General features: G+C 43.2%; 11 protein-coding genes and 1 riboswitch. All 11 genes read right to left on the bottom strand.

The features are described 5' to 3' along the window. Positions 1 to 3: 3 nt before the first annotated feature. Positions 4 to 1284, bottom strand: a complete 1281-nt coding sequence (gene prdC / locus ACZ47N_RS04915; protein ID WP_464888022.1) for a proline reductase-associated electron transfer protein PrdC — start codon at positions 1282 to 1284, stop codon at positions 4 to 6. Positions 1285 to 1645: 361 nt separating this feature from the next. Beyond that, positions 1646 to 3409, bottom strand: coding sequence for a sigma-54 dependent transcriptional regulator PrdR (gene prdR / locus ACZ47N_RS04920; protein ID WP_464888023.1), 1764 nt, complete (start codon positions 3407 to 3409; stop codon positions 1646 to 1648). 18 nt (positions 3410 to 3427) lie between these two features. Further along, positions 3428 to 4675, bottom strand: coding sequence for a pyridoxal phosphate-dependent aminotransferase (locus ACZ47N_RS04925; protein ID WP_464888024.1), 1248 nt, complete (start codon positions 4673 to 4675; stop codon positions 3428 to 3430). Positions 4676 to 4798: 123 nt separating this feature from the next. Continuing rightward, complete coding sequence (locus ACZ47N_RS04930; RefSeq protein ID WP_464888025.1) at positions 4799 to 7183, bottom strand: methyl-accepting chemotaxis protein; 2385 nt, start codon at positions 7181 to 7183, stop codon at positions 4799 to 4801. A gap of 191 nt (positions 7184 to 7374) precedes the next feature. After that, complete coding sequence (gene metK, locus ACZ47N_RS04935; RefSeq protein WP_464888026.1) at positions 7375 to 8559, bottom strand: methionine adenosyltransferase; 1185 nt, start codon at positions 8557 to 8559, stop codon at positions 7375 to 7377. 89 nt (positions 8560 to 8648) lie between these two features. Then, positions 8649 to 8754: riboswitch (SAM riboswitch) on the bottom strand. Positions 8755 to 8847: 93 nt separating this feature from the next. After that, positions 8848 to 10383, bottom strand: coding sequence for an S-layer homology domain-containing protein (locus ACZ47N_RS04940; RefSeq protein ID WP_464888027.1), 1536 nt, complete (start codon positions 10381 to 10383; stop codon positions 8848 to 8850). 38 nt (positions 10384 to 10421) lie between these two features. After that, positions 10422 to 10544, bottom strand: a complete 123-nt coding sequence (locus ACZ47N_RS04945; protein WP_464888028.1) for a hypothetical protein — start codon at positions 10542 to 10544, stop codon at positions 10422 to 10424. Between the two features lie 45 nt (positions 10545 to 10589). Beyond that, positions 10590 to 11525, bottom strand: coding sequence for an AEC family transporter (locus ACZ47N_RS04950; protein WP_464888029.1), 936 nt, complete (start codon positions 11523 to 11525; stop codon positions 10590 to 10592). A 144-nt stretch (positions 11526 to 11669) separates the two neighbouring features. Further along, positions 11670 to 13373, bottom strand: a complete 1704-nt coding sequence (locus ACZ47N_RS04955; RefSeq protein WP_464888030.1) for a phospho-sugar mutase — start codon at positions 13371 to 13373, stop codon at positions 11670 to 11672. A gap of 108 nt (positions 13374 to 13481) precedes the next feature. Further along, positions 13482 to 14441, bottom strand: a complete 960-nt coding sequence (locus tag ACZ47N_RS04960) for an ABC transporter ATP-binding protein (RefSeq protein WP_464888031.1) — start codon at positions 14439 to 14441, stop codon at positions 13482 to 13484. Positions 14442 to 14455: 14 nt separating this feature from the next. Then, positions 14456 to 15925, bottom strand: coding sequence for an ABC transporter permease (locus ACZ47N_RS04965; protein ID WP_464888032.1), 1470 nt, complete (start codon positions 15923 to 15925; stop codon positions 14456 to 14458). Positions 15926 to 16045 lie beyond the last annotated feature (120 nt).

A 16045-nucleotide genomic window follows, 5' to 3' on the forward strand; every position in this document is an offset into this window, starting at 1 on the left:
GCTTTATTCTTCTTCACTTCTTCTGATTAGTTTTTCACCGGCGGCTCGCAGAACATGATCCGTACTGTGGTATGTTGGAACTCCCAACCTGGGAGCTACAGTCATCACTGTGTTCGTTCAGTCTCCGCAACTACCGGTAAGCAAAACTTGTATGCCTTTTTTCTTCATGGTCATAACAGTTTCTGCCTGTCCCGGGCATTCGCCGGGTTTATCGCAACGGTATCGACCGTTGACTTCCACCATTCTCTTGCATTTTTCTTCTGCTACTACCTCAGCTCCCATGGCTTCTGCAATTTCACGAAGTCGTGGTTCCTGAGCACCGCATTCACAGGCCAAAAGACCAATTTTGCGGGTCTCCTGAGGAAATGGCATGGAAACCAATATGCCTCCCAGAGTCTTAATGATGGGGGATTCTTCGGTTCCAGCACTACCTGTAAAGGGTCCACCCAAAGTTATTTCTCCATAGGGTTTCACAAATCCTCCTGCCAGCTCAATATACTTCCCTACTGGCTCGCCCAAAGGAACATCCATAAACACGCCGCCTTCTTTCACACGGCCTGCCACGGTAATATCTTTAGCAATATAGGGCTTGCGTTTTTCAATGGCATTCACAATATGCTTCACAGTCTCTACGTTTTGAACCACGGTCTTTGCTTCTAATGGCAATTGACCAGGCTCTAGAACCACTCCAAGAAGTTCTCGGACTACCACCCGTTCATCTCCTGATGGATAAATGTCTGGAAGATATGCAATTTCAATCCCTTTTTCCAAGGCCGCTGCTCGCTTCATGGCTCTAATGGCTTTTTTATACTTAGCCTTCACGGCAATATACGCTTTTGGCGCTTGGGTGATTTCCATCATGTACTTAGCACCACGAACCACAACCTGAGGACTCTCTTCCATCAATTGAAGGTTATGGGCTAGAATTGGCTCACATTCAGCCCCATTGATGATGACACATCCATCTTTCAAGTCAGCTTTCAACTTAATATGCGCTGGGAATCCGGCCCCACCTGCACCTACAACGCCTGCTTCTTCAATAGCCTCTAACAAGGTGGCCGTTTCTTTGATGGCAACATATTCTTCAGGCTGATCTGCCTGGGGTTTAATAACAATGCTTTCCTCTGTTACTGCTTCTATGGTTCCATAAACACTGGCATGAATATTGGCACCCAATCCTTGTGGCTTTGCGATGAGCTGTCCTTTTTGTACAGAATCTCCCACAGATACAATTGGTTCACATGGTGCCCCTACATGCTGTCTTAATGGTAATACTATGTTCATACTCTTCACCTCCTTTTGCTACACCTATATAAATGCAAACCCCATGCCAAGTTTTGATATTTTTTTATCATATTTTTTTGTTTCCATTTAACCCCTTGCGATTAGACGTGTTCAGCTCTTTATTGTTTTTCATGGATAGATTTCCTCTATAGTCCTATCCTAAATATTGATAAGGACTTAACAAAAAAACGTTGAATAACTGACGTTTTTCATAGGCGTTTTTTTGAATTCGTCTATTCCAATATCTGTCTATGGCTCAACAGTGCACTCTTTATCCATTACGGTAAAAAAAAAGAAAGCGTCAAATTTCTGACGCAATGTCAAAAATCTGACGCTTCTTTTGGTACACATTTATCAAGCTTTACAAATACTCTTTCATCTTGTAAAACTTTAATTTATAATACAAGGTGCTTCTAGGGATATGGAGAAGCTTTGCAGCCTTCGCTTTGTTTTCGTCGGCGGCTTCCATGGCATTTCGAATGGTTTTCATTTCAACCTGTCTTATGTTTTCCTGCAAATCTAAACTATCCTGCTCTCTTTCCAGAAAGGTTGACGGGCTTTTTTCCTTAATTCGTTCTGGAATGCTCTTTTTGTTAATAACATTTTTTTCCGAGAAAATCACTAAATGCTCAATGGTGTTTTTAAGCTCTCGAATATTACCTGGCCAGCTATAATTCATCAGGGCATGTAAGACTTCTGCATCAATTTGCGGGACAGATACGTTATTTTCTTTACAAAACTCTGTAATAAAATGCCTTAAAAAGATAGGAATATCCTCTTTCCTTTCTTTTAACCCTGGCAGGTAGATATGCACCACATTGATCCGGTAAAACAAATCTTCTCGGAAGCTTCCATCGGAGACCATGGCTTGCAAATTTCTATGGGTTGCAGAAATTAATCGAACATCTATGTCGATGGGATGTTCTCCTCCAACCCGAAGGATTTGTCTCTCTTGTAAAACCCGCAGCATTTTTGCCTGCATATACAAAGGCATATCCCCGATTTCATCTAAGAACAGGGTTCCACCCTTGGCCAACTCCACTTTCCCTACTTTCCCTTTGTTAAGGGCACCGGTAAAGGCACCGCCTTCATAACCAAACATTTCACTTTCAAAAAGGTTTTCTGGTATGGCACTGCAATTAATGGCTACAAAAGGACCTTTTCGACCACTGGCTTGATGAATAGCCCTGGCAAATACTTCTTTACCAGTTCCGCTCTCCCCACCAATCAAAACACTACTGGTGGCAGCTGCTACTTGACGAGCTTCTTGAATTTTCTCCTGAATAATATGGCTTTTTCCCACCACATTATGAAAAGAATACTGTTCTTCATTGATTTTTTCTACTTCTGTTTGCAGCAAGTCTAATTTTTCTTTGGCTGTTTCCAGTTGTTCTGATAAGTTTGTTGTTTCTGTCACATCACGATCTGTTGAAACCGCGCCAATCATTTCGCCGTTAACAAAAATGGGAATGGCACTAATAATGGCATAACTACCAGGGCGTGGGCTATGGTACACATTCCGAATGGCCTTCTGGCTGTAGAGTGTTTTAAGCAACAAGGCTGTTGGAAATAGTTCTTCCAGTTTACGTCCCACTATATCCCTAGGTTTTACATGATACAATTTTTCCGACCCTTTGGACCATAAGGAAACAATTCCCTCTGCATTGACAACACATACGCCTTCATAAAGACTGTCTAATATTTTTTCCAAGGCCATATGCATTTCATCGATTTTTGAATATACTTTATTTAATATATCATGGATCCGAACCATCCCAACAACCTGACCATTACGCAATACTGGTAATCTGCCAATCCCATTTCGTCTCATTTGATTTCTTGCCTCGATTGCCCCAGCTTCTTCTGTAATGACGATCATTTCTTGTTTCACCAGATCTGAAATGGGTCTGGACAAATCTGTTTCGGATTCCATTTGCTTCATTAAATCCTTTAATGTCAGCACAGCCACTGGCTTATCTTGAGAATCTATCAAGATAACATCATCTAAATTGAGACGACTCATGGCATGGATTGCCCTTCGACTATCCGCAGTTTGTTCCAGAGTGATCAGCCGATGGTCCATAATATCTCCCACTGTATAATGATCTAGTTGATACAAGAACATCTAATTCTCTCCCTAATTCTATCCGTTGACTTTGTCTATTGCTTCTTTGATAAGACGTGCGGATTTTTTGCATTTTTCTGCAGATACTGCGCAGACCGCAAAGCGTATGCCTCTCCCTAAAGGAAGCAGGAAAAGGTAGTCTTTTGCCAATTCCGCCGCTACTTGATCCGGGTTTTCACAAGGAATCGTAATAAAGAAGCCTGCCCGATAGGGGAAAATTTCCAGGCCTATGGCTTCCGCCTCTTCTACAAATACTTGAGCTCTGTTTTCCAACAGTTTTTTAAAGGAATCTCTTTCTTGGTTGACAGACGCCAACAATGCTTCATCTCCATACACTTTGGCCAATAGCTTTTGTGCCCCTCGGGTTCCATTGGACCAGCAAGCACGACTAGAAAAAGTAGCTGCCGCCATAAACTCATCTGCCACTTCTTGGCTGCTACTAAGGCATACCAAAGCGCCACTTCTCAATCCATAGAAGGTAAATGCTTTTGACATACTATAGCCGATCAATACCATCATGGTTTCTGGCAGGTTTTCAAACTGCTTCATAAAGCCTCTAGAGGCTTTCATATCGCCGGCAAAGTCGATGTAGGCTATGTCTAAATAAAGAATGATCTTTTTCTGCTGATTTTCCTGCACATCCTTCAAAAATACCAAGACTTCCTCCCATTCAGCTTCTGTCAAGCTATATCCTGTAGGATTATGGGCAGGGGTATTCATCATAATCAGAATTCGTTCTTGTTTTTCAGCCAACTCTTGGACTTTTTGCTTAAAAGAATCTATATTAAAGGCTTTATTCTCATCAAATAATTCGAAGGTGGTGATCTTTCTACGGTGTTCTTCGGCGATGGTCTTATAAGGTGCCCAGTACCAATCTGCTGTTAACATGGACTCGCCTTCTTCCATGTAGTTCCAGACCGCATGACGAATTCCACCAGAACCGCCAGGCGTAGCAACGGCCCGTACATGTCCTTTTGGCCTATAGTCTCCAAATACAGCTTTTTCTGCCGCATCTTGAAAATCTGGAAGGCCTGCAATAGGTGCATATGCAGCAATTTCTGCATCCGGCAGATTTTTAAACTCTTTCATGACTGTTTTCATAACCGAAAGGCTTCCATCGTCCTCCATCAAGGCACCGATGGTGGAATTAATTACCTGTTCTGCTCCTACTTTTTTTGCAGCTTCCTGTGCTTTTTTGTTGGCAGCAAATACCTTATCATCTGCCACAGGGCGTTTGGAATGTGGTGCAACCATAGTTGTGCTCATCATTATTCCTCCTCATTTCAACTTTATTTGTTTTTAAGCTGAAGACCATCCTCTCTATTATTTCACATTTAGAGGAATTTTGCCATATCTGTCTCCAAAATCTTTTTGTTGAAATGTGGAGCGTTAGATTTTAAACTGTGCCATTAACTGCTTTAACTGATTGGCTATTTCTGCCAAGTCTCCAGCGGCCTGGCTGCTTTCTGTAGCACCTTCTGCCGCTTCTGCCGCTGCCTGATCGATTTCCTGAACGTTTTCAGCAATATCCGATGACCCAGCAGCTATTTCGCCAGTGGCTCGAGAAACTTCTTTCATTTGCTGTGTCGCATTGTCACTGTTTTGGGCTACTTCATCAGCTGCCATTGTTAATTCAGAGGCGGATCTTGCTATTTCATTAACTCCCTTCGAAGCTTCCGAAGAACTCCGGGACACCTCTTTGGCTTTTTCTGTTACATGGCTGATGCTGGAAGAAATATTCTGTACTCGTTTAGAAACGTTTACTGCATTTTCGGATATATTCCCAGTGGTAGCAGATTGTTCTGTCACTGCGGCGGCTATTTGCCCCGTGATCTCTTTTACCTGCTTGATTACATTGGTAATCCCATCTACGGCTTCAACGGTTCCTTTCATATCTTTTTGCATAGATTCAATTTGTTGGGCAATTTCTTCTGTTGCATCTCCGGTCTGCTTTGCCAGTTCTTTTACTTCGTTGGCTACCACCGCAAATCCTTTTCCAGCCTCACCAGCTCCAGCCGCTTCAATCGCCGCATTAAGTGCTAACATATTGGTTTGATCTGCAATGTCATTGATCACTTCTACAATTTTATTGATTTGAGCAGAAGATTTACTTAATTGATGAATGGCTTGAGAGGTATGCTGTACTTCCTGCTCTGCCTCATCGCTAATAGCAATGGATTTTTCACAGTTTTCACTGACTTCGCTTAAAGATAAGTTAATTTCCTTCATGGCCGTTGTTATTTCTGCCACCAGGCTATTGACTTCTTCTGCATCTTCCGACACTACGTTTAAATCTCCGTTGACTCCTTGGATCAACTGGGTTACATTATTGACTTCTGAAGAAGTCTCTTCGGAGGCAGATGCCAAGTTTCGAATGTTGGCAGACATTTCCTCCACGGCTGAAGCAATGGTACTCATATTGGTACCAGTTTCATCTGCTGCTTTCCCTGTCCCTTCAATACTAGCATTAATCTGCTCTGTGGCTGCGCTAACAACACCAGTTTTGGCACTCATTTCTTCGGTACTGGCTGCCAGATTGTTGGAAACATCCAACACGCTACTAGCGGCGTTTCCAACAGAATCCGCCTCCTGTCGGATTTTTTTAATAACATTCCGAAGGGTTTCTAAGGTGGACTTTAATCCCGTGGCCATTTCCCCTATCTCATCTTTTCTACTTCCCATTTTTTCCAGTATGTGGTCTTCTTCTGCCGAAAAATCATACTGGGCCACTTTCCCAATGGCATTGTTAATTGTCCTCATAGGACCTGACAGTCCTTTGGCAGTAAACATAGCCAGCACCACGCTAATGCCCGCCACTACAATCGTAAGAATCCCTAGCATAAGAAGCAATTGTCTAACCGGCGCCATGGCTTCAGCCGCATCTAATTCAATGATCATCCCAACAGGCGTATTACCAATAAAGGTGACTCCGTAGCCTCCCAATACATGATTGCCCAAATAATCTGGGTACACACCGGAACCAGAAAATTCATTCTCTCCTTGTTGAATCGGCTCTACCAACGAACGGGTTGCCTCCGTATCGATCTTCACATTAAAGGCTGATCCCGTTGCATATTCTCCCAACAAGGTATCCGTCAAAAGCATTCCTTCATGGTTCACCAAATAGGCATCCCCTGTTTCTCCTAGCAATGGAATGTTGCGGTGCAACATATGTTGGATGGTTTCCATGGGCAACAGCCCATTGACGGTTCCTGGCACCTGCCCTTCTTCATTGCTTCTCAAAGGAGCGGCTATGGCAATAAAATTTTCATCTAACACTTCTGAATATTGAAATTCAGAGAGATTAATATTCCCCTGCATAGCATTTTGAAAATAAGGGCGTTGATTAATAGAGGCCCCTTCTAAAATGTCTTTGTATTCACCACTGGCAAAAATGATATGTCCTTCTTTATCGGTTATATAAAGGCTATTAAATCCAAATTGATCCGCATAGGTTTGAGCAAAATCTTCTACCACCCCGTAGGCTTCTTGCCACTCTTCACTTGTCTGTCCAAATAATGCATAATCCTGAGCCAGGGCTGCCATTTGTCTATTGATAGACATCACGTACCCATAGGACCGTTTTTCATCAAAGTAAGCATCAAAACTTTCCTCAACCATTTCTGTAAAGATCTGAATTTCATGGATAACCTCCTCTTCAATAATCGAAGAGGATTGCTGATATGCGATGCCCGCAATTAAGATCATGGGGATCAAGCCTGTTATCACAAAAATGGTGAGCATTTTACTCTGAATCCTAAAATTATTAAACATCCTATTCGTCCACCCTTCCCTTTTTTGTTTCTTTCAACTAGCTATGCATCAGAAAAATTATGGCTTTTTTCTAAATACCCACAGAACACCTTCTCAAACCAAAGGATCACCGTAAATCGAGACAACAAAAGCCGCAATAAATGCGGCTTCAGATTGTAGACATGGTCATTTTTAATGTGACTATAGGGTTCTTATCCCAACTCTTTTTTCAAGGCTTCTGCTTTATCCGTTCGTTCCCAGGATAAATCCACATCCGTTCTTCCCATATGCCCATAGGCGGCTATTTTTCGATAAATGGGCTTTCTCAGGTCTAAATCCCGAATAATAGCGGCTGGCCGCAAGTCAAAATGACGACGGATTAACTGAATTATTTTTTCTTCTTCTAAGTTGCCAGTACCAAAGGTTTCTACCAAAATAGAAACTGGCTCCGCTACGCCTATGGCGTAAGCAAGACCCACTTCGCAACGAGTAGCCAAGCCAGCGGCTACCAAATTCTTTGCCACATATCGAGCTGCATAAGCCGCAGATCGATCTACTTTGGTTGGATCTTTCCCAGAGAAGGCACCGCCACCATGACGAGAGTACCCACCATAGGTGTCTACAATAATCTTTCGACCTGTAAGTCCAGAATCTCCCTGAGGTCCACCAACCACAAAACGGCCCGTTGGATTAATCAGGTAGCGGGTGTCTTGGTCCACAAAACCCTCTGGTAGGATGGGCTTGATCACGTGGTGAATGATGTCTTTTTCGATGGTAGCATGATCCACCTCAGGGCTATGCTGAGAAGAAATCACAATGGCATCCACCCTTACGGGTTCATCACCCAAATATTCAATGGTTACTTGTGTTTTCCCATCTGGACGCAGATACTTCAAAGTCCCGTTCTTTCGGACTTCCGCCAACTGTCGTGCTAGTTTATGAGCCAAAGAGATGGGCATAGGCATCAGTTCTGGTGTCTCTGTGCAGGCATAACCAAACATCATTCCTTGATCTCCTGCTCCAGTAGCTTCTAATCCATTCTTGTCTTCTCCTTGTTTTCTTTCCATGGATTCATCTACCCCAAGGGCAATGTCGCCGGACTGTTCGTCAATAGCCGTCATCACGGCACAGGTATCGCTGTCGAATCCAAATTTAGCTCTCGTATACCCAATCTCTTCTACGGTTTTTCTGGCTATTTTGGGTATATCCACATAACAATCCGTTGTAATCTCTCCCACCACCATGACCATCCCCGTAGTGACAACGGTTTCGCAGGCTACTCTTCCCTTAGGATCTTTTTCAAAAATAGCATCCAAAATAGCATCGGATATTTGATCACAAATCTTATCTGGATGTCCTTCTGTTACAGACTCTGAAGTAAAAAATCTTTTTTCCATTTCAACGCCTCCTCGCTTCTTACAGTTCAATTAAAAAGACCTCTTCACAAGAAGAGGCCTCACGTTTTACCAAAGCACTAGCTTTCGGTTCCCCATCTCTCAGAATCCACATTCTGCAGGATTTAGCACCATACTTTCATCTACTATGGTTGCCGGATTTCATCGGGCCCGTCCCTCCATCACTCTTTATAAGGTAGCATATTTCATTGTCTTGTCCAAGCTGTTTGGAACATCTATAATTGTATCATTTTATTCCTGATACTGTCAATCAGCAAATGAAAACCCTTTTCAATCAATCTCTAGTTCTATTAAACCCTGCTGTTGCACCCGATCCAATAGAATTGCCATTTCCCCTCTTGTTAGGTTCCTATTTGGACTCAAGTCCATTTCCGCAGAGGGTTCAAGAACCTCCTTTTCCACTAAGGCATTGACGGCAGGGACTGCCCATTGGCTAATTTCATGGGCATCTCTATAGAGTGGTTCTATCTCCTCTTCCATTTCTAGATCTAAGGCTTTTACCAACATTACAAGTCCCTCTTCTCGAGTGGCATGATCCTTAGGACGAATGCCTCCATCTGAATGGCCTGTAATAATGCGATGCTCCAAAGCTATTGCCATGGAATCTTGTGCCCAAGAGCTTACTTCCTCCCAGTCTTGAGGCTTTTCTTCTACTATATATTCTACAGATCCCTCTTCTAAATCCAAGGCTTTTCCAAAAACAAGGACCAACTCCTGCCTCGTTACTGGTCGATCTGGATCGTATTGATTTGGTGAAGTGCCACTCACAAAACCTGCAGCATTTAATCTCTCGACTGCTTCTTGAGCTGGATGATCGATCATATCTTGAAAAACAATTTCTTCCAGGGTGTCAGACTCCTCTAGATGCTCTTCTCCATGGGTAGGTTCCAGGGGTTCTTGGAGTGGATCCAACAACAACACTTCTTCTTTAGCCTTGTGCATGGTTTTAAAAACATCCGCTTTCTCTTCTTCCCCTACTTTAATCGGGATAAGGTCCAAGCCCCTAGCCCATCCTTGGCTTCCATTCTGAAGCGACTCTAGCCTATACCAATAAACGCCGTCTTCCAATCGAGGATTACTGTCAACTCTTAGTACAGATCCTTCAGGTGCCCAGCCAGAATGAGGTTCCCCAGGGGCTTCTAATAACCACAAATCTTCTGGTGCTGCTTCCACTTGGTCTCCCGGCTGCAGAAACCTTAAGTGACCCCGACTTACCGTATCTGGATTCGATAGATTGAAGCCCCTAGGCGTCGTCTCTCCTGCAGGAATCCGGCTCCAATCCAAGCTAGAAACAGGCGTCTTGTATCGGCTACGGATCAGTTCAAAAATTCCGTCCTGATAGGTATCTCCATTGTGATCCACTGGATTGTTTCGCCCTAACCATCCATTGTATCCCCAAAGAGCAAAATACCAGTTTTCCAAAACATCTGGATCTCGATCACCAACCGTAGCAATGTCTTCCAAAAACCAACGGCCAAGCAGAACATCTGCACCCACTTCAATATTATATCGAGCGTCGTGCAACAAAGCGTCTTTATCCAAACGGCTGTTATGTACCCTGTTGATTTGCATAATTCCTTGGTTCCCTGCATGAACAAAAGGTTCCCCGTTCATGAACTGATTTTTTCGACTCTCTTTCCAAGCCACGGCTTTCAAAATAACCGGCGGTATGTGTTTTTCCAAGGCCACCTCTTCAATAATTTCATTTATTTCCTCTGGGGTTGGCTGGTGATGGCCAAACACTGGTATTGCTGCGGATGGAAACAGTAAGACTACCACTACTATCATTAGCATCCATTTTTTCATATTTCACGGCTCCTTCCTTTCCTCATACCCCTCCATTATCAGGGCCTACCTTCCACTTTCCACTTTCCACTTTCTGCTTTCTGCTTTCCACTTTCTGCTTTCTGCTTTCCACTTTCTGCTTTCTGCTTTCCGCTTTCCGCTTTCTGCTTTCTGCTTTCCACTTTCCGCTCTCCACTTTCTGCTATTAACTCGTCCCTCTTAAAGGTTTATAAAATACTTGCCCAAATAGGGATTGTAATCATGGATAATAAGGTGGTAATGAAAACGGCTTTAGAAGCCAAATATTCATCGGAATCGTACAGGTTGGCAAAAGCTCCTGTAACCGCTCCCACGGGCATCCCAATAATAATCACTGGAATTCCTAGCATCATCCCTTCCACGCCTAGAGACCGAAGTATTCCATAGGCCATTAAGGGCATCAGAACAAGCCTCGTCACCGTCAGGAGGTATACGCTCTTATCTCCTAAAATGCTTCTCGGAGAAACATCTCCTAACAAAGCACCAATCACGATCATTGCCAATGGCGTTGTCGTCGCTCCTAGCATGTCAACGGCTTGAGAAACAGGAGCTGGTAATCGAATGGAAAAAATAAAGAAGGAAAACCCTAATACCAATGCCACAATGCCCGGACTCATAAGGGCTTTACGAATACTCATACCTGCCTTGGTTTGATCCCTCCTGCTTCTTGACATAATGGCTACCCCTAAGGTCAACAACACTAGGTTGAAGGGCATATTATAAAGAGCCGCAAAGAACACACCCATTTCTCCGTAAAGCACATTGACCACTGGAAATCCCATAAAGGTAACGTTCGAGAAAATAATGGAAAACTGAAGCACATCTTTGCGCTGTTCCGTCTCCTTGATGACTTTATAATAGCCAAAGGAAAAAGCGATAATGCCACTATAGGCTCCTAGGGAGATGAGGATGATTTGAAGGCTAGACGCAAGAACTTCTTCATCAAAGGGAAACTGCATGGCACCAATGATTAATGCTGGAAGGGATATGTTCATCAACATCCTACTCAGCACTTTCACATTTTCCTGATCAAATACCGAAGTTTTACGAGCCACAAAGCCTACAAAAATCATCAAAAACAACACTAAAATCTGACTTACTACCCTTAAAAATGCCTGATCCATCTTAATTTCTTCCTCTCTATAGAAAAAGCCTCTTACTCAGAAAAAGTAAAAGGCTTTTTTATTTTACCATTAATGACGTACCCTTCTGGTTTTGTTACAAAATTGTAACTCATTTGAAATAATTTCGTCATATAAGCAGAGTTGCTATATTGTCTCTATGATGGATTCCGTTTGTGCCACCCACTGTCTCAATACCTCATCTACTGCTTCTGGATTTTCCCCTTGGGCCGCTGCGTATATTTTTAGTTTTGGCTCGGTTCCAGAGGGCCTCAAACAAACCCATCCAATATCTCCTATTATGAGTTTCACCACATTCGAAGAAGGAAAGCCTTCTTTATTTTTATAATCTTCTAAGGCTGTCACCCTATGACCTGCCATATCCTTCGGTGGAGACTTCCGGAAATGGTTCATAATCGCATGGATTCGATCCATGCCTTCTTTGCCTTTTAACGCCATGGATGTCAAGGTTTCCCGATAGGTCCCATAGGTTTCATAGAGTTTTAGCAACGCCTCGTAAAGACTGATTCCTTCCAAAGCATACACCGCTGCCATTTCTGCAATTACAAGGGCCGCTACCACTGCATCCTTATCTCTGGCATGGGTTCCCACCAAATATCCGTAGCTTTCTTCATATCCCATGAGAAACTCTTTTTCGCCGGTTTCCTCGTAATGCTTGATCCGATCCCCAATATACTTAAACCCTGTAAGGGTGTTTTCCACGGCTACATCATAGGCTTCTGCAATTTTAGCTCCCATTTCACTGGTCACAATGGTCTTTATAATCAAGCTGTTGGATGGAAGTGTTTCCAACTCTTTTCTCCTTCGAAGAAGGTATTCTACCATCAGGGCTCCTGTCTGATTCCCTGTTAAGACAACGTAGTTTCCTTCTTTATTTTGAACAAGGACTCCTATCCGATCCCCGTCTGGGTCTGTTCCCATAATCAAATCTGCTTTTTCTTTTTTCGCCAGTTCTATGGCCCATTTAAAAGCCTCTTTTTCTTCTGGATTAGGGGATTTCACCGTTGTAAAATTAGGATCTGGCTTGGATTGCTCTGGTTGGGATATTACCTGCTTAAAGCCTGCTCTTCTAAGGACTTCCGGCACTAAATACGTCCCCGTCCCATGAAGTGGTGTGTACACCACCTTAAAACGATCTGCCATCCTTTGAATAGCATCTGGTCTTAAACTCTGACTCAATACGGCTTCGATATACCCTTGATCCATCTCGTCCCCCAAAATCTCTAATAAGTTTTTCTCTTGGGCCTTCTTTTGCGTCAAGGTAGGAATCTGGCTCATGTCCTCTACTTTTCCAATGGCCGCCATAATAGCTTCTGCGGTTTCCGTAGCCACCTGGGCCCCATCCTCCCAATACACTTTAAAGCCATTGTATTCTGGTGGGTTATGACTAGCCGTCACCACAATGCCTGCTATGGCCCCCACTTCCCGAAGGGCGAAGGATAACTCTGGCGTGGGACGCAAGTCATCAAAAATATACACTTTGATTCCATTGGCGTTTAATACGGAAGCGGCCTCCAGGGTAAACTCCCTGGAAAAATGTCTGCAATCATGGGCAATGACCACTCCTTGGGCTACGGCTTTCAGCCCATGGGTATGAATATAGTCCGCCAGTCCCTGGGTGGCTTTTCGAATCATATACACATTCATCCGATTGGTTCCTGCCCCTAGAACGCCACGAAGACCTCCGGTTCCAAAAGTAAGTTCTTGATAAAAACGGTCTTCAATTTCTTTTTCGTCCCCGGCTATGGCCGAGAGTTCTTTCCGAGTCTCTTCATCAAAATAGGGGTTATTTCTCCAGGTTTCATAACGATGCATGGTTGCTTTATCCAAGATCACCACTCCTTATTCTATGTAGTCAGGAATTTTAAAAGGCCTTCCTCCCTTGCATATGTGTATTATATACCACCCCAAGGAGTTGATAAACCAAAAGCCGTTATTCTAATCTTTTCTCCCCTTTATAAACATCTTATCTTCTGAAGTTACTCGAATATCAACTCGTTCATTCAGCTTATATTTTCGGCCTTCTTTCCCAAGGAGTAGTGCTTCGATTTTCTGCTCTCCATCCCATAGAATTACTTCCGTTTGATGTCCCAGAAACATTTTTTCCTGAATCACATAGCTTCCTGTAACACTTTTTACTAGCTTCACTTCTTCAGGGCGGATAAAGTATTCCTCCCCCTTATGATTATACATGCAATTGGTTTTTCCCACAAAATTAGCCACATAAGCATTTCCAGGATAATCGTAGATCTCACTGGGACTTCCAACCTGCTCTATTTTACCCTGATCCATTACTACGATTCGGTCTGATAAACTTAAAGCCTCTCCTTGATCGTGGGTAACGAAAATCATCGTGACGCCAGTTTTCCGTTGCAGTTCCTTTAACTCACCCCTCAATCGTCCACGCAATGCGGCATCCAGATTGCTTAAGGGTTCATCCAATAAAAGGACCTCTGCCCCCGTAGCAATGGAGCGGGCAAGGGCTACTCTCTGTTGCTGCCCTCCACTTAAATTCCCTATGGAACTTTTCTCATATCCACCAAGGCCTACCAAGTCCACAAAGTCTTTTGCATGTCCTAAGGCCTGCTTTTTATTAATTTTATTATAAAACCGAATTCCATACGCAATGTTTTCCAGCACCGTCAGATGCGGGAATAGGGCATAGTTTTGAAAAACAGTGGAAACTGGACGTTTTTCAGGAGGCAGATGGCTTATTTCTTGGTCATTCATGAAAATCTGTCCCCCATCGGCCATGATGAATCCACCGATTAGATTTAAGGTGGTGGTTTTCCCGCAGCCAGAAGGGCCCAAAAGCGTAATAAATTCCCCTTTTTCTATCTTCAATGAAAAATCTGTAACGCCTTTGTCTTGTTCATACCTCTTTGTGAGATTTTTCATCTCCAAAACCATCCCTATTTCCCCCTTTCTCCCCCTAATAATTTCATGGCAAGGAGATTCAGACTAAAAGTAATGACAATTAAAGCGCTTCCCATCACAGCACCCTGACCGTATCTGCCGCTATTAATTTCATTAAACATCAGAACACTCGTCACAAGATTTCGAGGGGATACAAGCAGTAATAAAGGACCCACTGTTGTCATTGAGGCGGTAAATCCATTGATAAAGCTTACCAGAGATGTGGATCGAAGCATCGGAAAAGTAATGGTCCATAGGGACGGTATTTTGGATGCCCCTAGATCGTAAGAAGCCCATTCGATTTTGTGATCCATATTTTCAAATGCAGCGTTGGCCGCTTTATTTCCTACGGATATATGACGAAAGCCACAGTTTAGAATCAGAATTGTCAGGGTGCCTGTCAATGCCATGGGGCCTCTATGAAAGACCACTATATAAGCCAAACCAAAAAATATTCCTGGAATGATGTACGGAAGGGATCCAATAAATTCCAATACTCCAAATCCCTTGATGTTTCGTCTTCGATGATAATATGACAATAATATTCCGATTACGGTTGATATAAACGCCGCCACTCCGGACATATAAATGGTTCTTACTAATGCGTCCACATGTCTGCTTTGAAACACCCCAAAATGATCTAGGGTGAAGACCAAGCTTCCAGATACATTTCTGGAAAGTGCCGTAAGAAAAATATTCCCATATTGCACCGCATTGATCAGAAAAAAACCTACTGTCAACGCCCCTGTGAAATACTCCACTCCTTTGGGTAGCGAAAAACCTAAAGAATCCATCTCCACCATTTTCGCCCGTTCTGATACGGTGTTGATTTTTTTCATATTCCTTCGATAAAAGTAAAAGGCCACCATTGCAGGCGGAAGTAAAAGTACGGCCATGGCTGCTGCACCGTTTAAATTTGCTTGTGCATACACCCTCAGATAAGCTTCCGTGGCTAAGACTCGGTAACGACCACCTATGATAATCGGAGTTGTAAAATCTGATATGTTCATGGTGAATTGCAAAAACAAGACGGAAAGGATCGTTGGAAACATAGAGGGAAGTACCACTTCTTTTAAGGTGTCCCAAGGGTTGGCCCCCAAATCCAAAGAAGCAGAAAATAGCCGGCTATCCATTTGTCCCAGGCCGGTCATCATCATGATGGCTGAGAGTGAAACCCCACTTAGACTTTGCAAAAGAACAATTCCATGCCAGCCATAGGGATTTAGCGTCGCACCAAAAATCCCATAGCTAATTAATCCTCTACGACCAAAAAGAGTTAACAGGGCGATGGCAGAAATAAAAGGCGGAGAAATCATCGTCATCATAAGACTTCGATAGATGGTATTCCTTAGGCTCCGTGTTTTAAAATGAGCGAAGACGCCTATACAAAAAGCCAGCAAGGTTGCATTGAATGAAGAAAAGGATGCCACAAAGACACTATTCCGTATCAAGATGAGGTTACTCATGCTTACAAGACTCCGATAATGGTACAAAGACCAGGAACCATCCTTCGTCAGACTTCTGAGAATAACCCCCACCACTGGATATAAAATGAAGAGCAATAAAGATACGGCGATGACCAGCAT

This window comes from Tindallia texcoconensis (assembly GCF_055383815.1).